This window comes from Lancefieldella parvula DSM 20469, from assembly GCF_000024225.1.
Taxonomy (GTDB): Bacteria; Actinomycetota; Coriobacteriia; order Coriobacteriales; family Atopobiaceae; genus Lancefieldella; species Lancefieldella parvula.
Genome location: NC_013203.1, coordinates 1353798 through 1372617, shown reverse-complemented (window position 1 = coordinate 1372617; position 18820 = coordinate 1353798). Strand labels below are relative to the sequence as shown.

The 18820-nt window shown below is 51.9% G+C and carries 18 protein-coding genes and 1 tRNA gene; 14 read left to right on the top strand and 5 right to left on the bottom strand.

Going from position 1 to position 18820, the window contains the following annotated elements:
* Positions 1-25: 25 nt before the first annotated feature.
* Positions 26-619: a helix-turn-helix domain-containing protein gene (locus APAR_RS07190; RefSeq protein WP_012809306.1), complete on the bottom strand. Its 594-nt coding sequence runs from the start codon at positions 617-619 to the stop codon at positions 26-28.
* Positions 620-1013: 394 nt separating this feature from the next.
* Here APAR_RS07190 and APAR_RS06270 point away from each other — a divergent pair, with 394 nt between their 5' ends.
* A complete protein-coding gene (locus APAR_RS06270) occupies positions 1014-1193 on the top strand; it encodes an excisionase family DNA-binding protein (protein WP_012809305.1) in 180 nt (59 codons plus the stop codon).
* Positions 1194-1294: 101 nt separating this feature from the next.
* On the opposite strand, the gene APAR_RS06265 is transcribed toward APAR_RS06270, so the two are convergent.
* A complete protein-coding gene (locus APAR_RS06265; protein WP_012809304.1) occupies positions 1295-2659 on the bottom strand; it encodes a PFL family protein in 1365 nt (454 codons plus the stop codon).
* A 128-nt stretch (positions 2660-2787) separates the two neighbouring features.
* Between APAR_RS06265 and APAR_RS06260 the strand changes: the two genes are divergently transcribed.
* Entirely contained in the window at positions 2788-3918 is a 1131-nt protein-coding gene (locus APAR_RS06260) for a LacI family DNA-binding transcriptional regulator (RefSeq protein WP_012809303.1), read from the top strand.
* Between the two features lie 335 nt (positions 3919-4253).
* Complete coding sequence (locus tag APAR_RS06255; protein WP_012809302.1) at positions 4254-6725, top strand: phosphoketolase; 2472 nt, start codon at positions 4254-4256, stop codon at positions 6723-6725.
* A 389-nt stretch (positions 6726-7114) separates the two neighbouring features.
* On the opposite strand, the gene APAR_RS06250 is transcribed toward APAR_RS06255, so the two are convergent.
* Entirely contained in the window at positions 7115-8668 is a 1554-nt protein-coding gene (locus APAR_RS06250; RefSeq protein ID WP_012809301.1) for a Mur ligase family protein, read from the bottom strand.
* A 216-nt stretch (positions 8669-8884) separates the two neighbouring features.
* Between APAR_RS06250 and APAR_RS06245 the strand changes: the two genes are divergently transcribed.
* The 9 genes from APAR_RS06245 (at position 8885) to APAR_RS06210 (ending at position 15792) form a co-directional block, all read left to right on the top strand.
* Positions 8885-8961 (top strand) — tRNA-Met (locus APAR_RS06245).
* A 252-nt stretch (positions 8962-9213) separates the two neighbouring features.
* Complete coding sequence (locus tag APAR_RS07410; RefSeq protein WP_041654083.1) at positions 9214-9576, top strand: type I restriction enzyme endonuclease domain-containing protein; 363 nt, start codon at positions 9214-9216, stop codon at positions 9574-9576.
* A gap of 14 nt (positions 9577-9590) precedes the next feature.
* Entirely contained in the window at positions 9591-10838 is a 1248-nt protein-coding gene (locus APAR_RS07185) for a hypothetical protein (protein WP_012809299.1), read from the top strand.
* 11 nt (positions 10839-10849) lie between these two features.
* On the top strand, positions 10850-12748 hold the full coding sequence (locus APAR_RS06230; RefSeq protein ID WP_220093145.1) for an McrB family protein: 1899 nt from the start codon (positions 10850-10852) through the stop codon (positions 12746-12748).
* An 81-nt stretch (positions 12749-12829) separates the two neighbouring features.
* A complete protein-coding gene (locus APAR_RS07405; RefSeq protein WP_220093144.1) occupies positions 12830-13048 on the top strand; it encodes a hypothetical protein in 219 nt (72 codons plus the stop codon).
* Complete coding sequence (gene mcrC / locus APAR_RS06225) at positions 13045-14100, top strand: 5-methylcytosine-specific restriction endonuclease system specificity protein McrC (protein ID WP_012809297.1); 1056 nt, start codon at positions 13045-13047, stop codon at positions 14098-14100. Before APAR_RS07405 ends, mcrC begins: the two co-directional genes overlap by 4 nt.
* Positions 14093-14521: a DUF6508 domain-containing protein gene (locus APAR_RS06220; protein ID WP_012809296.1), complete on the top strand. Its 429-nt coding sequence runs from the start codon at positions 14093-14095 to the stop codon at positions 14519-14521. Before mcrC ends, APAR_RS06220 begins: the two co-directional genes overlap by 8 nt.
* Positions 14511-14972, top strand: coding sequence for a hypothetical protein (locus tag APAR_RS06215; protein WP_012809295.1), 462 nt, complete (start codon positions 14511-14513; stop codon positions 14970-14972). The genes APAR_RS06220 and APAR_RS06215 overlap by 11 nt, the downstream gene beginning before the upstream one ends.
* Positions 14962-15792 carry a hypothetical protein gene (locus tag APAR_RS06210; RefSeq protein WP_012809294.1) on the top strand — a complete coding sequence of 277 codons (831 nt, stop codon included), beginning with the start codon at positions 14962-14964 and terminating at the stop codon, positions 15790-15792. The genes APAR_RS06215 and APAR_RS06210 overlap by 11 nt, the downstream gene beginning before the upstream one ends.
* Before the next feature lie 184 nt (positions 15793-15976).
* Here the strand turns inward: APAR_RS06210 and APAR_RS06205 are convergent, their stop codons facing one another.
* Positions 15977-16330 carry a YraN family protein gene (locus APAR_RS06205; RefSeq protein WP_012809293.1) on the bottom strand — a complete coding sequence of 118 codons (354 nt, stop codon included), beginning with the start codon at positions 16328-16330 and terminating at the stop codon, positions 15977-15979.
* Between the two features lie 405 nt (positions 16331-16735).
* On the opposite strand from APAR_RS06205, the gene APAR_RS06200 reads away from it, so the two are divergent.
* The gene (locus APAR_RS06200) at positions 16736-17659 is read left to right on the top strand and encodes a TDT family transporter (protein WP_012809292.1); all 924 of its coding nucleotides are present in this window, start codon (positions 16736-16738) and stop codon (positions 17657-17659) included.
* A 99-nt stretch (positions 17660-17758) separates the two neighbouring features.
* Here the strand turns inward: APAR_RS06200 and APAR_RS06195 are convergent, their stop codons facing one another.
* Positions 17759-18070, bottom strand: coding sequence for a DUF3784 domain-containing protein (locus tag APAR_RS06195; RefSeq protein ID WP_012809291.1), 312 nt, complete (start codon positions 18068-18070; stop codon positions 17759-17761).
* 235 nt (positions 18071-18305) lie between these two features.
* Between APAR_RS06195 and APAR_RS07400 the strand changes: the two genes are divergently transcribed.
* Positions 18306-18683 (top strand): hypothetical protein, encoded by a 378-nt coding sequence (locus tag APAR_RS07400; protein WP_012809290.1) that lies wholly within the window; start codon positions 18306-18308, stop codon positions 18681-18683.
* Positions 18684-18820 lie beyond the last annotated feature (137 nt).

Below are 18820 nucleotides of genomic sequence, written 5' to 3'. Positions count from 1 at the left end.
TTGATTGCTGTCTTTCCGGTGGGTGCTACTCCACCACGATTTCAAATCCCTGCTTGACGAGTTTCTTCCTTAAGAACTCCTGCACGTAGGTCTGGATCTGCCAGACGAAGTAGCCCTTTATGTCGAGACCCTTGAAGTGCTTTTTCATCTCCTCGGAAACAGGGTCGTCTCCGCCGAGCCTCTCGATGTAGAAGTGCAGGCCGTCGAGGAACTCGTAGAATTCCTTGTCGGAGAGCAGCTCGTTGAGAAGCGGCATCGTGCGTGTGCGGTCGGGGTCAACCTGCGGGTATATGTCTCGTGCCCGCTTGAGGTGCGAGATGGCCTCTTCGGAGAGACCGAGTTCCTCGTGCAGGCTCCTGTTGTACGCGCTTATGCCCGTAAGCATGTAGTCCACTGACACGCCGAAGAACTGCGCGATGCGCAGTACCACGTCGGCTGTGGGCTGGGTCTGCCCTGCGGCGTACTGGCTGATGGTCTGCTGGCGCACGCCCACCGCCTCGCCGAGATCCTTGTAGGTCGTCTTGTGCCCGTCTTTAGGGTGGCTCTCCAGAAGGCCGCGCAGCGTGGTGGGGAATACGTCATTGTATCTCTCCGCGCTTTGGTCTGACTGTCTTGGCATCGTTTTTTACCTCACGAATTTCGTTTTGTCTGTGAAAGTTTGATTGTAACAAGTAATACAACTCTTTTCAATGAGATAAAACCGCTTACAACGAGCGGATGTCGGTAGGCTGGCTGTTTCCCGCAAGTCCGAGAACCCAGTCTGTCTTTTTTATGGATGAAGAAGGAGGTGGGCATGAAGAACAGGAGAAGGTAGCGCGAAAACCGACGGCGAAAGCACGTCGAGGAGCTTCTGGTCAAGGAAAGCGGCTACGGCTATAAAGACCTGACATCGTACAACGCGATCAGACGGATGGCCTCGAAAGAAAAAGCCGAGATCGCGCTGAGATGATCTACGAAAGTTACTGCCCCGGACAGGGCAGCATTTTATTACGAGAAGAAAGGAGCGTGAGCACATGAGCAAGGAGATTATGAGTGCGCAGGAGATGGCATCCCAGATAGACATCTCCCTGCCGAAAGCCTACGAGCTGGTCAAGATGGACGGATTTCCCTCCATACGGATCGGGACGCGAATCCTGATTCCTGTGGAGGCGTTCTGCGAGTGGCTGGTCATCACGTCGAACAAGAAGCAATGAGAAAAGGCACTGAAAAAACAATATAGCCGCTTTCACGACTATGCCGATTCCCTTTCGGGTTTAGAAAATCCCGAAGTTGTACCACCTTGTGGAGGCTTTTGTTAGTTCTTAAGTGAATTAAGCGGAGCAGGGAAGCGACCGCCTCGATGAGCAAGCACTGTACCTGCAAACTGATTGACTGGCATGACCGGAGCAGAGCCAAAGAGACCGCCGAACTCTAAGACATCACCTTCGTTATAGCCGATAGCTGGGATAACACGGACTGCGGTGGTCTTTGTGTTGATGACGCCGATAGCCATCTCATCTGCGATGATGCCCGCGATGGTCTCCACAGATGAATCACCAGGAATAGCAATCATGTCCAGACCAACGGAGCATACCGAGGTCATCGCTTCGAGTTTCTCGAGAGAAAGTGCGCCGTCCTGAGCTGCGCGAATCATACCTGCATCCTCGGAGACTGGAATAAATGCGCCGGACAGGCCGCCGACGCTTGACGATGCCATGACACCACCCTTCTTGACAGCGTCATTGAGCAGGGCAAGTGCGCAGGTGGTTCCGGGACCGCCACATTCGCCAACGCCGATGAGTTCCAGAATTTTAGCGACGGAATCGCCAGCTGCTGGGGTAGGCGCAAGGCTTAGGTCTACGATGCCCTTCTCGACACCTAGGCGCCTTGAAGCCTCGCGGCTCATCAGCTCGCCCGCGCGGGTAATCTTGAATGCTGTCTGCTTGATTTTTTCGGCAACGTCCATGAGGTTTGCGGAGTTGGGGAGTTCGGCGAGGGCTGCAGCCATAACACCAGGGCCGGAGACGCCCACGTTAATGACAGCATCTGCCTCGCCTCCGCCGTGAACCGCGCCGGCCATGAAGGGGGAATCCTCCACCATGTTGGCAAAAACAACCAGCTTAGCGGCACCGTAGCACTGGATGTTGGTGGTGCGACGCGCGGCCTCGAGCACAGTTCCTGCCATGAGCAAGACAGCGTCCATGTTGATGCCTGCGCGCGTAGACGCGACGTTTACCGAAGAACAGACACGCGACGTGGTGGCCAGCGCCTCAGGGATGGATGCGATAAGTCGGCGGTCGGCGTCGCCAAGACCCTTGTGGACCAGTGCCGAGAAGCCACCCAGGAAGTCGATACCTAGCGTCTTAGCCGCACGATCAAGCGCGTGGGCCAACGGGGTCAGGTCCTGTGCCGAGGTACATGCCGCAATCTGTGCGATTGGTGTGACAGAGACGCGCTTGTTAGCAATAGGGATGCCGTACTCGCGCTCTAGGTCTTCAGCTACGGACACTAGGTGTTCGGCCTGGCGCGTGATACGGTCATAAACCTTCTGGCACATGCGGTCTAGATCTTCGTCTGCGCAGCTATTGAGCGAGATGCCCATGGTAATGGTACGCAGGTCAAGGTTTTGTTCGCTGACCATGGCGAGGGTTTCGGCGATTTCCTGTGGAGTGATGTTCATGCGCGTCCTCTCGGAATGCGGTTGTCGTGTGGAAACAGAGCTTGGCTTTTGGCGACCGACCAGCCGCAGGGGTTTCTCGACTATTATACTTAAGCAACAACGACAAACGGGGCTAGTTGCGAGGTAACGTGGCAGAAAAAGTCACTCTAAAAACGATTGCGCGCAAGGTGGGGCTATCACCCGCTACGGTTTCGCTGGTGCTGAATGGCCGACCGGTGCGTGTGAGCGACGAGAACCGCCGTCGTATCCTTGATGTTGCCCGTCGTGAGCATTACATTCCCAACCAGATTGCAAGAAGCCTGGTCACGCAGCATACGCAGACGTTGGGACTGATTGTACCGAATATCGAGAGCCGGTTTTTCTCGTCGTTTGCAAAGATGCTGGAGATGAAATGCCGTCGTCGTGGGTACGCGCTGTTTATCACCAACTCAGATAACAACACGTCAAACGATGCAGATCTTGTGCGACTGCTGGTTAATCGCGGCGCCGATGGCATCTTTATTATCACGTCCGATGAGGTTGAAGCCTCGAAACAGCTCATTGCTGACCTAGAGCAGCTGCCTGTGCCGTACGTTATGGTAGACCGAACTATTGACGCGCTCGACTGCGATAAAGTTACATTTAACAATGAGCTTGGCGGCTATCTTGCCACAAAATACTTGCTAGACCACGGTCATCGCCGAATTGCATGCATGGTTAATACCGCATCTAATACCGGGTGTGCGCGCCTTAACGGCTATGTTCGTGCACTTGGCGAGAAGGGCCTGAAGTTTGATCAGTCACTTGTGTTGACCAGTGATTATTACATTCCTGATGCATATCTTGCGGCTCAGCAGTTGATTCGCATAGATGCTACTGCTGTTATTGCGACGTCAGACAACATTGCTTTGGGTTTGTTGCGCTATCTGTACGAGCGCGGATTGCATGTTCCTCATGATTATTCTGTTGTTGGATACGATAACAGCATTTCAGACGCATTGTTTGAACCGGCGTTGACTTCGATTGAGCAAAATGTTGATGAGCTTTCTGACGCTGCACTTTCGATTATGTTCCGTCGTTTGAATGAGCATGGAGCGGATGTTGGTGTAGATACAAGTGATAGCGTTGGCGCAGATGCTGGTGCAGGTCTTAGTTTTGCAAGGGGTGACGCAGCAGGTCAGGAAAGTGCGGATGAACCGGCGGATAACGGGGATTCAATTCAGATAATTCTTGAGCCACGTATGATTGAGAAGAATAGCGTACGTGTTTTGGACTGCTAGTCGTATTTGAGGTGTCTCTTAAAGCTCTTCAATAAAGCCCTCCAAGAGAGAATTTTCAAAAATCTCATCTTGATAAAACGTTTTATCACTTAGAGTAGTACTTGAAACATAGCCGAAGCATCATACTGTTATGTATGTGTTGTTGTGTTCGCTTAAACTTGCGTTGAAAGGCAACACGCCAGCGCTACGATCTGGCAACGCCTGCGTTATTAGGTGCTTGCGAAGTTGCGCTCTCAGCCGAGTGTGAACAAAACAAACGCTCAGGTGATGGAAGCAACGAGGTTGCAAAATCTGCGTAAAAACGCAGGTAGCAGCCAAAGAAAAAGGAGGAGCACATGGCTCAGCCCGTGTACGGTACACCTTGGCAGACCCTGAATCAGCCTGTATCTGAGGAAGAACTTGCCGGCGTCGATAGGTATTGGCGCGCAGCTAATTACCTGTCTGTTGGTCAGATTTATCTTCGCAGTAACCCTCTTATGAAGGATGGTTTTTCTCGCGAGGATGTTAAGCACCGTCTGGTTGGCCACTGGGGAACCACCCCAGGTCTAAACTTCCTGTTCGGCCACGTCAACCGTTTCATTCGCGACCATAACCAGAACACCATCTTCCTCATGGGTCCTGGTCACGGTGGACCTGCAGGTACTGCACAGTCCCTGCTTGACGGAACTTATCGTGAGACCTACCCATTTATCACTGACGATGAAGAGGGTCTCCAGAAGTTCTTCCGCCGCTTCTCTTATCCTGGCGGAATTCCTTCCCACTATGCACCTGAGACCCCAGGTTCCATCCACGAGGGCGGCGAGCTGGGTTACACCTTGTCTCACGCATACGGCGCTGTCTTGGACAATCCATCCCTGCTTGCAGTTGCTGTTGTCGGCGACGGTGAGGCAGAGACCGGTCCACTTGCAACTTCTTGGCAGACCAACAAGTTCATGGACCCACTGACCGATGGTATTGTTCTTCCAATCCTGCACCTCAACGGCTACAAAATTGCCAACCCAACCATTCTTGCTCGTATTTCCGATGGTGAACGCGACGAGTTCTTCCGCGGCATGGGCTATCACCCATATAATTTTGTTGCTGGCTTTGACGACGAGGATCACGCATCCATCCACCGTCGTTTTGCAGCTCTGCTTGAGGCTGTCTTCAATGAGATCTGCGCTATCAAGACTCGCGCAGCCGCAGGTGACGCATCGCGTCCTTACTACCCAATGATCATCTTCCGCACCCCTAAGGGTTGGACTTGCCCTCCTTATATTGATGGCAAGAAGACCGAGGGCTCTTGGCGCGCACACCAGGTTCCACTGGCATCAGCTCGCGACACTGAGGCTCACTTCCAGGTTCTTCGTGATTGGATGAGCTCCTACAATCCAGAGACCCTCTTCACCGAGAAGGGCGCAATCCGTCCAGAGGTTACTTCCTTCATGCCTAAGGGTGACCTCCGTCTTGGCGCTAACCCTAACGCAAATGGTGGTACAATCCGTCGCAACCTCGTTCTTCCTGATGCAAAGAAGTACGAGATTCCAGTTGCCGAGAAGGGCCACGGCTTTGGTGCTACTGAGGCAACGCGCGTTCTTGGCGAGTACACCGCTGAGCTTATTAACAGCAACCGTTCTGAGTTCCGTATCTTCGGACCTGATGAGACCGCTTCTAACCGTCTGCAGCCTTCCTTCCAGGTAACCGACAAGCAGTGGTTTGGTGGCTTTAACGACGACTTTGAGAACGACGAGCATATTTCCCCAGTTGGTAACGTTATTGAGCAGCTTTCCGAGCACCAGTGCGAGGGTCTGCTTGAGGGCTACACCCTAACTGGCCGCCACGGCATTTGGTCTAGCTACGAGTCATTTGTCCACATCATTGACTCAATGATCAACCAGCACGCTAAGTGGCTTGAGGCTACCGTCCGCCACATTCCATGGCGCAAACCTATTTCTGCTCTTAACCTGGTTCTTTCCAGCCACGTTTGGCGTCAGGACCACAACGGATTCTCTCACCAGGATCCTGGTTTTGTTGACATCATGCTTAACAAGAGCTTCAACAACGACCACATCACCAACATCTACTTCCCAGCAGACGCTAACCTTCTGCTTGCAGTTGGCGAGAAGTGCTATACCTCCACAAACTGCATCAACGCTATCTTTGCTGGTAAGCAGCCTGCTCCAACGTGGGTAACCCTCGACGAGGCTCGCGAGGAGCTTTCAGTTGGCGCTAAGGAGTGGAAGTGGGCTTCCAACGCTGAGGCTGGCGAGGAGGACATTGTCCTTGCATCCTGCGGCGACGTTCCTACTCAGGAGCTCCTTGCTGCTCTGGACATGCTTGGTAAGCTGGGCATCAAGGCTCGCTTCGTTAACGTTGTTGACCTGCTCAAGATTCAGAACGCTTCCGAGAACAACGAGGCTCTTTCTGACGAGGAGTTCACAAAGCTCTTCTCCGCAGACAAGCCAGTTCTCTTCGCATTCCACGCTTACGCTGGTTCTGTCCGTCGCCTGATTTGGAACCGTCCAAACCACGACAACTTCAACGTTCACGGCTACGAGGAGCAGGGTTCCACCACAACTCCTTACGACATGCTACGCTTGAACAACATGGACCGCTGGGCACTTGCTGCTGACGCTCTCCGCATGATTGACGCTCAGAAGTGGGCAGATCAGATTGACGAGTGGGAGAAGTTCCGCACCGAAGCCTTTGAGTTTGCTGTCGAGAAGGGCTATGATCACCCAGCATTTACTGATTGGTCTTGGCCAGACGCTTCCGATGCTGATCAGAGCATCTCTGCAACTCAGGCAACCGCAGGCGACAACGAGTAACAAGTCGCAAGTTGCGTCCTGCGCGCGTCACGTTCGACGCGGCGACGGCCTGCGCTCGGCGCAAGCGCGCTACCTGCATAAACGTGCCTTCCGCCCGGTATTCACTTCATGTGGGTACCGGGTTTTCTTGTGCGAAAAAGCTGCTAGTGGACGGGTTTCTCGTCGCGTTTAATTGCGAACCTCATTACAAGGTTTTTTAGCCGCACTTAATCGCGAGCCTGATTTCTTCAAAGAATCTGTAACTTTTGCCTGAAAAAGTCAATGAATCGGTGGATTTGCCTGATTTTGGCAAAGATTCTGTGTCGGAAATACAGATTCTTTGCACTTTTCAGGCGGGCTTGGCGAGAAACTCAAGCACTTACTCCGCGCCCTCAGTCCGCGTTGCGCATTTAACTGCGGTTATCGCGTCCCGCGCGACCGGTTCGTTTGTCCAGCTTGGCACGAACGGCAGCCTTGAACGCAGCAGCGTCCGTCATCCACGGAACGTGCTTGCCGCCGATAATGTTGAACGGCTCGTCGCCCTTGGCAAGCAGGTACACCAGCGACGGACGAGGGTCGTCGTAAGCAGCGGAAACCGCCTCGTAAATGGCGTCGTAGCGGTCAAGGATAATCTTGTGCGCGGCGCCCTCGGGCGTGGCTTCGGCCATTTGTGCGCAAATCACCGCAGGATCTTCCATGTTGCAGTCCTCGGTGGTGTAAATCATCAGATCCGCCCACTTGGCGGCCTCTTCTGGCAGCTCCTGACGACGGTTGTACGCCTTGCCGCCAACGGCTCCCATGACCACATAGCGGCCATAACCAGGGAATTCCTTAGCAGTTGACGAGAAAAGCTTCTGATAGGAAAGTTTGTTGTGAGCGTAGTCGACCAAGCCCGTGACCTTGTTGTCGGGCGAGCTCAGCAGCTCCATGCGGCCTGGCACCTTAACGTTCATCAGCGGAAGCACAGCGTCCTTCTCGCGAATGCCCAGGTAGTCAGCAACGGTGATTGCCGCAAGAGCGTTCTCCACGTTGAAGAGACCGGACATAGGCAGTGCGGCGCTGCTGGTCCAGGTTGGCGTGTGCACGGTAAAGGTAACCATGCCCTGGTGAGGGGTGATCTCGTCCGCCCAAACGGTGGCGTCGGAATCGGTTGTGGAGAAGGTCAGGACCTTCTCGCACCTCTGTGCACGCTCCATGACCTGGTCAAACATCATAGTGTTCTTGTTGACAACAGCCACGCGAGCAAGGTCAAAAATCTTCAGCTTGCTCTCAAAGTAATCTTCAAAAGTAGGGTGTTCAACAGGGGAAATATGATCGGTTCCAATGTTTAGGAACACCGCAACACTCAGGTTGAGGTCAACTGTGCGGTCGTACTTGAGTCCCTGGCTGGAAATCTCCATGTCAACGTAGGGGAGGCCGGCCTCCGCGGCGTGCTTGAGGTGGCGCCACAGCTCAGGAGCCTCGGGTGTGGTGTTGTGCGCGGGCTGCGTGTCCTTGCCGTCAAATACCTCGATGCCGCCGATCACGCCGCACTTGGAGTACGGCTCGTCGCCGTCAAGGATGGCGCGCAGCATATACGAGCAGGTAGACTTGCCCTTTGTACCCGTAATACCGATGGTAGTGAGCTTCTTGTCGGGATGTCCCGCAACGCCTGCGGCCACATAGGCCATGGCAAAGCGCACGTCATCCACGTGAATGGCAGCTACGTTTGGCGCTACTGCCTGCAGTTCTTCTGCAAGTGACCGCTGGCAAAGGTACGCAACAGCTCCAGCCTTTACCGCGCTTGTCAGATACGCTGGCGAGAAACTCGCGCCCTTGCAAACAAACAGCGAACCGGGGATGACCTCACGAGAATCGCTTGCAACATCGGTAAGCTGTGCGTTTTGATCAACCGCATCAAAATGGGCGGTAGTGTACTCGATGTTCTTGCTGGTAAAGAGCGCCAGGAGCTCGTGTAATGTCATCCTCAAAAGTCCTTCTATAGCTGTTTGGCGCAAGCACAGCGCCTCAAAGACAGTATAAATAGTTTAGCCGTCTGGTCCCAATTCTGCTGACGTCACCGCAACTTTCTTGGTCCTCTCGCGCAAGCCTTAAACCTTTATGGCGAGAAAATCTTTTATTTTGCTTGACTCACTGTGGCTGGGAAGGTATAGTACTTGTTCGCGCATAAGCGTATACATTGCGGGGTGGAGCAGTCTGGTAGCTCGTCGGGCTCATAACCCGAAGGTCGTAGGTTCAAATCCTGCCCCCGCGACCATAAGAATTTCAAACCCGCCATCGGCGGGTTTTTTGTTGCTCGTCATCCGAGTGGATCGACGCTTTATCGGAGCGACAGCGCGATGGACGTGGCTTCCAGTGCTGATAAACGCTATCCCGTGCGCTGTGTGCATGAGAAGACTGTTTGCTTAGAATTGGGAATCTGCCCTATACAGCAGGAGATGACGCTTGTGCAAACGCGACCTGCTAGAATGTATTCACTTTATATTTACTCAAAAGATAGGCGCATGAGGTGAAATATTCGGAGTTTGTGAACAGTAGCGCTGCTGAGACCGAGCTGAAAGAACAACTTACCGGCGGTGACATGATTATCATGCGCATCCCTAAAAATTTCAAGGAAGCGGGAGCAGCGGCTACGAACCTGCGCGGCATCAGCTTCAGCGCTTTTATCCGCATGTGCATGATCGAAGAGCTCGTGAACAACAAGGCGCAGTTCGCGGACTGGTCAACGCGCGAGGACATCAAGAGTCAGCTGAGTATGGAACTCACAGTATTGCTCTACAAGAACGGCTATCCGCCTCAGTGGGATGAGGAAGTGTTCGAGAAGGTGCTCGAGCAGGCCGAGAACATGAAGAAGAACAATGCCGTTAAGTAGGGTGGTTTAGACAAATGGGCATGTACAGTACATCATTTCAACCGTTCAGAGACCAAGAGCTGCGTTGCTATTTTGGAGAAAAAGCAAATCGACTGAAAAATGAAATCAACGGGCTATCCGGAGACGCGCTGCACGCTAATACGCATGATTATCTGGTATCGTATTTCCTCGATAAATACCATGTAGCTCCCATCGTGATCGAAGATGAAGACGTCTCTGTTCGGGAACAGGAGCGCTGCAAAATCAATAAGCGCTTGCCAGACTTTGAGAGGCAACTTTACGGGAGAAGCAGTGTTGAAGTCGAGGGTATACGCATCTCCTTCCACTTTCCGTTTACGGGGGATCCGCAACTCTTCCATATGAGGGCGAGCACCTTTTCTTTAGGGGGCTATCAAGAAATTGAGCTTGCTGGTAATACACTGATTATCCGGCTTGAATATCAAATTTACACGAATGCCGAACTGCCCTCGGGAGACCAGATTCTAAAAGATCTCGAAGAGCGTAAGAAAGATATCGACGGGGGCGTTACCTACGTCAACAATGATGTAAATGAATTCAACAGTGAGCTCGCCACTTTGATTGAGGCTGAACTTGGCAAGAGAGAGGACCTGGCACGGAAATTCGAGGGACTGGAACGTGACCTTGAAATTCCGCTCACTAAGGCTAAAGCAGCAAGCTCTCTTGTACCGTTAAAGAAACGAAAGATACTCGAGCTGAGCACCACCAGTACCCGCGAAAACAACTGGTGCATCAGTGATGGTGAATACCAGGAAATTCTTGGCATGATCAAGAACTTCTATTCAACTTGCGAGAGGACGCCGGAGACTTACAGTTCTCTAAATGAAGAGGCGCTTCGAGACTTGTCGCTGGCTAGTCTAAACAGTGTTTACGAGGGTAAAGCTGGTGGGGAAACCTTCCGGCACAAAGGGAAGACCGACATATCGATCGAAGCCGATAACAGAGCCGCTTTTGTAGCTGAATGTAAGATATGGAACGGCAAAAAGAAATTCACTGACGCTATAGCTCAGCTCTTGGGGTACTTGACTTGGCGCGATGTCAAAACAGCGCTGATAGTGTTTTCCCGGAAGCGCAGGTTTGACGATGTCCTCGCACATGTGAGCAATGCCCTTCAGTCACATGAAGATATCCGCAGTTTCAAGGCTATCGATAAGAACGAACTCGATTGCCAGTTCGTGAGAAGCGATAAACCTGGCCAGATTACTTACGTGCGGGTTTTGGTTTTCGACCTGTACTCGAAATAAGGAGGGAAGCTGTGGACAACGTGGCGATACAGATAGACAGTCAACACTCGTGGACGGGCTTCTACCAGAAACTCGCAGACAAGCTGCTGGCTTACAGGAATGACCGACAGACACTCATCTCCATGTTGAACGACGCGTATTCGCGCACTGGGATGCAACTGCCCAAGCTCGAGGCAGATGAGCTGAATGATATTGACCCGTTCACCGTCTTCGGCCTTTTCAATAAGGGCATCACGGATGCAAACCGACGGAAGATCATCGCAGTCATCGCCGAGGTGTTCGACATTGGGGCAGACCAGCCCACGGACTTTGAGGGCATCCCCGTGCTCAACAATCTCAACGCGACCTTCTATGCCTTCGCCAACGACGAACGGCGCAGTGAGCACGACATCGATAACCTCTGGAGCGTGTTCGAAGCCGAACTCGCGCTAGACGCGGATGATAGCGAAGAGAACCGCAAGGCATTCGTCGATGCATTCGATGCCACAGTCATCCAGTTTTCGCTTGGCTGGAAGCTCACCATGGGCCTCTACTGGGCAAGGCCCTATAGCTTCATCAGTTTGGATTCGCGCAACCGCTGGTTTATGGCCGACGTCGCAAAGACCGGTAGCGCCATCGCCAACGCCGTGCCGAAGGAGAAGGACTCGCCAGTTCACGACGGAGAGCGCTACCTCGCCATTTGCGACACCATTAAGTCGGAGCTTAGAAGCGAAGAGTGCCCGTATACAGACTTCCCCTCGCTGACAGCTGCCGCCTTCGTGGAGTCCGAGCGCGTCAACCAGGAGAGGAAGGCTGCCGAGAAGGCAGCAGCTGTGAAAGCGGAGGAAAACGCCCTCGGAGACGAGGGTATCAGGACCACGCACTACTGGACCTACTCCCCGGGAGACGGCGCCGCTAGGTGGGACGACTTCTACGCGCGCGGCATCATGGGCATCGGCTGGAGCAAGCTCGGCAACGTCGAGCAGTACGCCAGCAAGGAAGACATCCGCAAGAGCCTGCGCACCCTGTACAGCAGCAAGTTCTCGCAGAAGAATTCCGCACTCGCGCTCTGGCAGTTCTCTCGTGAGTTGAAGCCGGGCGATGTCGTCTTCGCGAAGCGGGGCCGCAGCGTGATCATAGGCCGCGGCGTCGTCGAGGGGGACTACCAGTTCGACGACAATGGCGACTCCTACCCGAACATCCGCAAGGTACGCTGGACGCACGGCGGAGAGTGGCAAACAGAAGACCTCCTCGCCATGAAGACCCTGACGGACATCACCGCCTATCCCGACCTCGTCGCGAAGCTCGACTCGTTCTTCGAGGACGAGGACGGCGAACCCGAGGAAGGCTCAGGCGCAGTCGAATACCCGGCGTACACACCCGAGGACTTCCTCTCGGAGGTCTACATGGACGCCGAGCGCTACAGGACCCTCGCCAACGTCCTGCGCGCGAAGAAGAACATCATCCTGCAGGGCGCCCCGGGCGTGGGCAAGACCTTCGCCGCAAAGCGCCTGGCCTATTCCATGATGGGTGTGAAGGACGCCGAGCGCGTGATGATGGTGCAGTTCCACCAGAGCTACAGCTACGAGGACTTCATCGAGGGGTTCCGCCCGAATGCGCAGGGCTTCGACCTCGAGAAGGGCACGTTCTACAGCTTCTGCAAGAAGGCGCAGGACGACTCTGACAACGACTACTTCTTCATCATCGACGAGATCAACCGCGGTAACCTCTCGAAGATCTTCGGCGAGCTGTTCATGCTCATCGAGAACGACAAGCGCGGACCGAGGAACACGCTGCAGCTGCTCTACTCGCACGAACTGTTCTACGTCCCGAGCAACGTTTACCTCATAGGAATGATGAACACAGCTGACCGCTCACTCGCCATGCTCGACTACGCGCTGCGCCGCCGCTTCGCGTTCTTCGAGCTCTGACCAGCTTTCGACACGGAGAGCTTCGCCGCGTACCAGGAGGGGCTTGCCAGCGAGAAGTTCGACAGGCTCGTCGCCTGCGTCGTGAAGCTGAACGAGGCGATCGCTTCCGACGAGTCGCTCGGAGACGGCTTTTGCATCGGCCACAGCTACTTCTGCCGCGTGTCTCCGGACGACGTGACGGATGAGAAGCTCTCGGAAATCGTCGACTACGAGCTCGTGCCGATGCTGCGCGAGTACTGGTTTGACGAGCCCTCCAAGGTCGATGACTGGGCAGACAAACTACATAGGTCCATCAAGTGATTCGGATACAGAACATCTACCACATGCTCGCCTACGCGTTCCAGACGCTGCAGGGGCAGGGCTACCGCGACATAGCCGCCGAGGAGTTTGGAAACACCACCGAGCTCCTCGCTGAGATACTGGCGCGGGGTGTGAGCTTGCAGCTAAAGCGAGGCCTCGGTCAAGAGTATATCGACCGCGAGGAGGCGCTCTCCTCCCCGAGGGGAAAGATAGAGCTGTCCGAGTCTCTGAAGACACGCTCGATCCTGCGCAGGCAGCTGGTCTGCAGCTACGACGAGTTCAGCACGGACACGCGCATGAACCGCATCCTCAAGGCGACGATTGCGCTCCTGGTCCGCTCGGACATCGACAAGGTACGCAAGAAGGCGCTCAGGCGGCTGCTACCGTACTTCGTGGACGTGGGCGACGTAGACCTTGAACATGAGGACTGGCACATGCGCTTCGACCGGAACAATCAGGCCTACCGCATGCTCATGAATGTGTGCTGGCTGGTCGTGAAGGGCCTCCTCCAGACGCAGGAAGACGGAAGCATCCGCATGATGGACCTCCTCGACGAGCAGCGCATGAGCCACCTGTACGAGAAGTTCATCCTCGAGTACTACAGGCGCGAGCACCCGAAACTCTCCGCAGGGGCTCCATACATCGATTGGGCTCTCGACGACGGCTTCGATGACATGCTCCCCGCCATGCACACTGACATAATGCTCGAGCAGGGCAGGACTGTCCTCATCATCGACGCGAAGTACTACAGCCGCACAATGCAACAGCAGTTTGACAAGCGAAGCGTCCATTCGAGTAACTTGTACCAGATCTTCACCTACGTGAAGAACAAGGAAGTGGAGCTTTCCAGTACCCTCAAAGCCCACAGTGTATCGGGCATGCTGCTCTACGCAAAGACCGACGAAGAAATCCAGCCTGATGGCGTGTACCAGATGAGCGGCAACCAGATAAGCGTGAGGACGCTCGATCTCAACCAGCCTTTCGAGGAGATACGCTCGCAGCTCGATGGAATTGCCAAGGCACATTTCTCAAAGGAGGCAGCCTGTGTTTGAAGGACTGACGAAGCACCTGCCTGCCATTGAGAAAGCCGAGAGATTTGGCAACTGGGTCGTAGACCGAGAGAGCAAGGGCACCATGGATGACCCAATCCAGATGCCTTACGTGGACTACGAAACGACAGTCACGAATGTTGACCAGGCAATCTATGACTTTGCGGACGGGCATCCCGAATATGAACTCACGCATTACCGCGACATACTCGAGCGCAACGGGCTCGAGTGGGGCAGACAGGCAATGTCCAGAGCAGACGTGTCGGATCTCGACGGCCAGGCGGTGATGGCACTTCTGCTGGGAGCCGTGAGGGCAGAACGCTTCTGCGACGGAGCACTACTTGGCTTCTTTGAGGACGGGAGCATTAGACGCTGGCTGTTGAGGCTGCGCGAGATTGACAATGGAGGCAGCAATGAGCGATGACTTGAGCTTCGCCATAGAGATACCTTGCGATGAAGACGGGTTTGTCTTGCTGCAATGTCCGCAATGCGGCGAATTCTTCAAGCTGAAACCGAGCGATTACGAGTCGGATGACGTATTGGAGGTCTACTGCCCCGCCTGTGGTATCGTATCCGATAACTATCTGACCCAAGACGTCATAGACCTTGCGATGGCTATATGCAAGAACCAGGCGTTCGACGCCATTCATAAAGAGATGAAGAAGCTCGAGAGACGAACTAAAGGAAAGGCCGTGTCGTTCAAGGCGGGCAAACAGCCGAAACCGGATGACGAGCCCGTCTTGCAGCCTTCCATAGATACGCTTGCCATTGCGACTTGCAAGCACTGCGGAAAGCAGTCGAAAGTGTCACGTCTCCTTTCAATGTCGATGTACGTATGTCCGTTATGCGGGGTGAGCAATTTCAATGACCGATAAGACCGCCTTTAAGAAGACCCTCTATCGCTTCAACCACGAGGCGAACATACTTTTACGATCGAATTGGGACGAATCGCCAGCGACTTTTAAACGGTTTCTTGACCGTATTGAAGCAGAGCCGGATGTAAAGGCGTATCTCGATGATTGCGTTGATAGCCATACCCCTGAGGGCTTCAATGCAGAAGAAGACGTCCGGGAGGTAGCGGGGGGCCTTAGAACTACCCTCATCAATTTCAGCACTATACCCGAGGAAGAGAGCGCAGAAGTGTATCTCATCCTCAAGGAAATGATTGTCCAGAACATTTCCGGTAGAAGCTATTTTTACTACACCTTTGCGAGTGGAAATAAATTCGCGGATATGTACAAAGGCTTCTTGGACAAAGTTGTACGGCGCCTCATCGCGAACATAACCGAACATCTGACCATGATTGGATTCGAAATAGGACTCGATGGCGGAGATTCAGTGACAAACAATTTCGGGTCCGTGAACAACCTGCAGATGAACCAAGCGACTGACAGCTCAACCATCAACGCAACTCAGAACATCGGCATTGACGAGCAAGCTCTGAACAAATTGATTGATGCGATTCTTAGCGCGGCAGGGACGGAAATTGACGATGCCGAAACAATTGAAGATGTACGCGATAATGCCGAGATTGTTCGCGCGCAGATAGAAAGCGGGAAACCTAAGCGAGGAGTACTCAAGAGCGCACTTGGCTTCTTGCGAGGAGTCAACGGCGGGGTACAGTTCGCTGCTGCTGTTGTTCAGCTTATCCAGTTCGTAAATAACTGCGGCTTTCAATTCCCGCTACCTGGCTAAGACGGGCACTCACCAGATTTCACGTTATAACAAGCCATGACCAGCTGTCCCAGAGCCGCAGCTCCTGAGAGCAGCCTGCGTTTAGAGAGTGCCGAGCGCGTTGAGGTATTGCCGCAGCTGACATGTTGACTCGAGGAAGGACGCCCCGCCCCGAGCCCGAAGGCCCGGGGCAGCCGCCTTAGGGTCATCTCCCGTCGTTTAGGACGTTCTTGTGGTGGCGCAGGAGCGCCTTCTCCGAGCCCGTCACCAGTAGGCTCACGATGTCGTAGCGGATGCTGGCGAGACCCTCCACCTCGGATTCGGCGAGGTAGGCTGCCGCGATGCGCTCGAAGCGTTCCTGGTCGGGCTCCTCACGGGGCACGTCGAAGCCCCCGCACTTGGTGGCGGTGTCCACGAAGATGAGCTCCTCGTCGTCCATGACGATGAAGTCGATGCCATCCGAGCCGTGTGCCCAGTTCTTCTCCAGGACCTCGATGTCCCTGTGCTTCAGGTTCGCGCTGATTGCCTCATGCGACCTCTCGTCAATGCTCTTTCTCATGGCCGTCTGTCTCCTCGTGTTGGGGGATTCGATCTCAAGGCGAGACGGAGTCAGCGTACGAAAGGACTGCCAAAACGAGGTTGAAGATGCAGAAGAAGCAGATTTCTACAGAATGTTGAAGACGCAAAAAACACAAAACGTTTGTTCAACGTAGTGCGTCTAGATGAGGTAGATGAAGGAAAAATTTGCGGGACCTCCAGCTTGATTTGCTCATAACCCGAAGGTCGTATGTTCAAATCTTGCTCCCGCGACCAAAAAAATTTCAAAACCGCCATCAGCGGGTTTTTTGTTAGCTTTTGTCATAACGCATAGAAATATATTTGCTCATAAGTTCACCGTCATGAAAATAAATATCTATTATTGAAAGAAATAAAAAGAGATTTCTAAACAGATAGAAGAGTCCTTATGAACTATGTCCAAAAAGTTCCTGTTGCTATTTGTGGTGTTGCATTAGGTTTTGTAGCACTTGGAAATCTTTTCAAGACTTCTTTCGAGGGTCTTTATCTTGTCTGCGGCATACTCTCTATTTTTCTTTTAGCTCTCTATACCCTCAAATTTATCGTGTCGACAAAAGTTGTATTGCGAGAGCTCTCGGATCCGATTGGGCTTTCAGTTGCCGCAACATATCCGATGGCAGTTATGCTGATTTCGGTGTATTTGAAGGCTGATATCGGTGATGCAGCACAATTATTTTGGTTTACTGGAATTGCGTTGCACATACTGTGCATAGCTCTATTTACTTCTCGATATATTGCAAAATTTAATTGGGAGAATGTGCACGCCAGCTGGTTCATTGTGTATGTAGGTATTGTGGTTGCCAGTGTTACAGCGCCGGCGTTTAACTTTGAAACAAGTGTTGGTACGGTTGCATTTTGGTTTGGATTTATCTGCCTTGTAGTGCTTTTTATAGTAGTAAGCATTCGGTATGTTAAATATGGGCCGGTGCCTGATTCCGCTGAGTCGCTCGCTTGTATTTATGCAGCTCCAACAAGTCTTTGTATTGTGGGATATATTCAATCTATTACGCCAAAGTCCGTACCGTTTCTTTTAGTCATGCTAGCGATTGCTTCAATTATTTATGTGGTTTCTTTTGTGTGGTGCATCAGGTGTCTTACAAAGCCGTTCTTTCCCAGTCATGCTGCGTTTACTTTTCCCTTTGTAATTTGTGTCATTGCGCATACGCAGACGTCGACATACCTGGCTGAACTTGGTCAGCCCCTTCAATGGCTCGATGGAATAGCTACTGTTGAAACGGTGCTTGCAGCAGGACTTTGTATTGTTGTGCTTGTACGATTACTTGTATACGTGCGTGATCTAACTTTGTCTTAAGAGAGACGAAAGAGACGAGTAGCTTGAGATGATGTTTTGTATTTGTTTTGACAAGAGTTGTTACCTTAAAGCGATAGGTACTTTATCGTCAGGTTTTTATTATTTGTTGCATTTTGTGTTTGCTATATAAATTGATACTACCAAATCTATTGTGATAATACTGCTTGCAATGATTGTTGTTGTAATCGTTATATTTGGGTTAAGTACGGCCATGTAAAGCATTGTTAGCGCACATACAGACGTAGAAATACCCATTACAAAACAGAGTTTTTTCTCGTCAATTGTTTTCTTTTCATCTTCAGTCATTGTGTTATATCCAGCAATTAAAGCAGCACCATGACCGGATAAAAGTATGAGAGAACAAATGCCAAGAATTGCGGTTAAGGACCACAATATAATTGAAGATGTCATAGTAATTACTCCGATTCAATGTGAACCGCTTTTTTAAATTTATATTATATTTAGAAGCTATTTTTGTTAAGTACTAAATTCATATATGCAATGATAAGACAACAGTAATAAAGAATTTTCTTCTTACTGTCCAATGTACCACCCATTTAAATTGTATTTTGGTGCTATTCTTTTTTAATAGAATTTGAGATTGAAGGTTTTTGAAAGTCGTTCTGGTAATTTGGAAGGAAGAACTATGGAGGAGAGTACTCAGCAAAACGTACCTGAAACATCTGTTATTGAAGAAGAGACAGGTTTTCCAGTTACTGATTCGCTTGATAGAGTAGGAGAAAAGGTTGCTCCGACTATGCCTGCTCAACCAAGTATTACCTGCCCAAATTGTCATTCAACACGTATTATTATTTCTGCTTCAGCTACAGAAAAAGCTAAGAATAGACATGGCATTCTTTACTGGGTTTTTATTGGTTGGTGGCTTCATCCAATTCTTTGGATATGGGCAACAATTCCAATGCTAATTTGGCGAATTATTCATCCAAATAGAAAATCTAAGACTGTTCTTACAACGGTGGCAGTTTGTCAAAATTGCGGAAAAACTTGGGTTATTAAACAGTAAATAAGTTATTTACTGTTTCAGCCTCAATAAAACTGACTACGTTATGTTTTCAATACTAGAAATGGTCCACTAACTGTGGATCATTTCTTTATATGTTTTTTAATGCGTTATAACTAATTTCTTGTTATTAGCATGAA

What these genes read in the sequence shown, in the direction of transcription:
- APAR_RS06215 (WP_012809295.1), top strand. Translation starts at nt 14,511, where the DNA reads ATGAGCGATGACTTGAGCTTCGCCATAGAGATACCTTGCGATGAAGAC.
- APAR_RS06265 (WP_012809304.1), bottom strand. Translation starts at nt 2,659, where the DNA reads ATGAACATCACTCCACAGGAAATCGCCGAAACCCTCGCCATGGTCAGC.
- APAR_RS06200 (WP_012809292.1), top strand. Translation starts at nt 16,736, where the DNA reads ATGAACTATGTCCAAAAAGTTCCTGTTGCTATTTGTGGTGTTGCATTA.
- APAR_RS06255 (WP_012809302.1), top strand. Translation starts at nt 4,254, where the DNA reads ATGGCTCAGCCCGTGTACGGTACACCTTGGCAGACCCTGAATCAGCCT.
- APAR_RS06210 (WP_012809294.1), top strand. Translation starts at nt 14,962, where the DNA reads ATGACCGATAAGACCGCCTTTAAGAAGACCCTCTATCGCTTCAACCAC.
- APAR_RS06270 (WP_012809305.1), top strand. Translation starts at nt 1,014, where the DNA reads ATGAGCAAGGAGATTATGAGTGCGCAGGAGATGGCATCCCAGATAGAC.
- APAR_RS06205 (WP_012809293.1), bottom strand. Translation starts at nt 16,330, where the DNA reads ATGAGAAAGAGCATTGACGAGAGGTCGCATGAGGCAATCAGCGCGAAC.
- APAR_RS07185 (WP_012809299.1), top strand. Translation starts at nt 9,591, where the DNA reads ATGGGCATGTACAGTACATCATTTCAACCGTTCAGAGACCAAGAGCTG.
- APAR_RS07400 (WP_012809290.1), top strand. Translation starts at nt 18,306, where the DNA reads ATGGAGGAGAGTACTCAGCAAAACGTACCTGAAACATCTGTTATTGAA.
- APAR_RS06195 (WP_012809291.1), bottom strand. Translation starts at nt 18,070, where the DNA reads ATGACATCTTCAATTATATTGTGGTCCTTAACCGCAATTCTTGGCATT.
- APAR_RS07190 (WP_012809306.1), bottom strand. Translation starts at nt 619, where the DNA reads ATGCCAAGACAGTCAGACCAAAGCGCGGAGAGATACAATGACGTATTC.
- APAR_RS06250 (WP_012809301.1), bottom strand. Translation starts at nt 8,668, where the DNA reads ATGACATTACACGAGCTCCTGGCGCTCTTTACCAGCAAGAACATCGAG.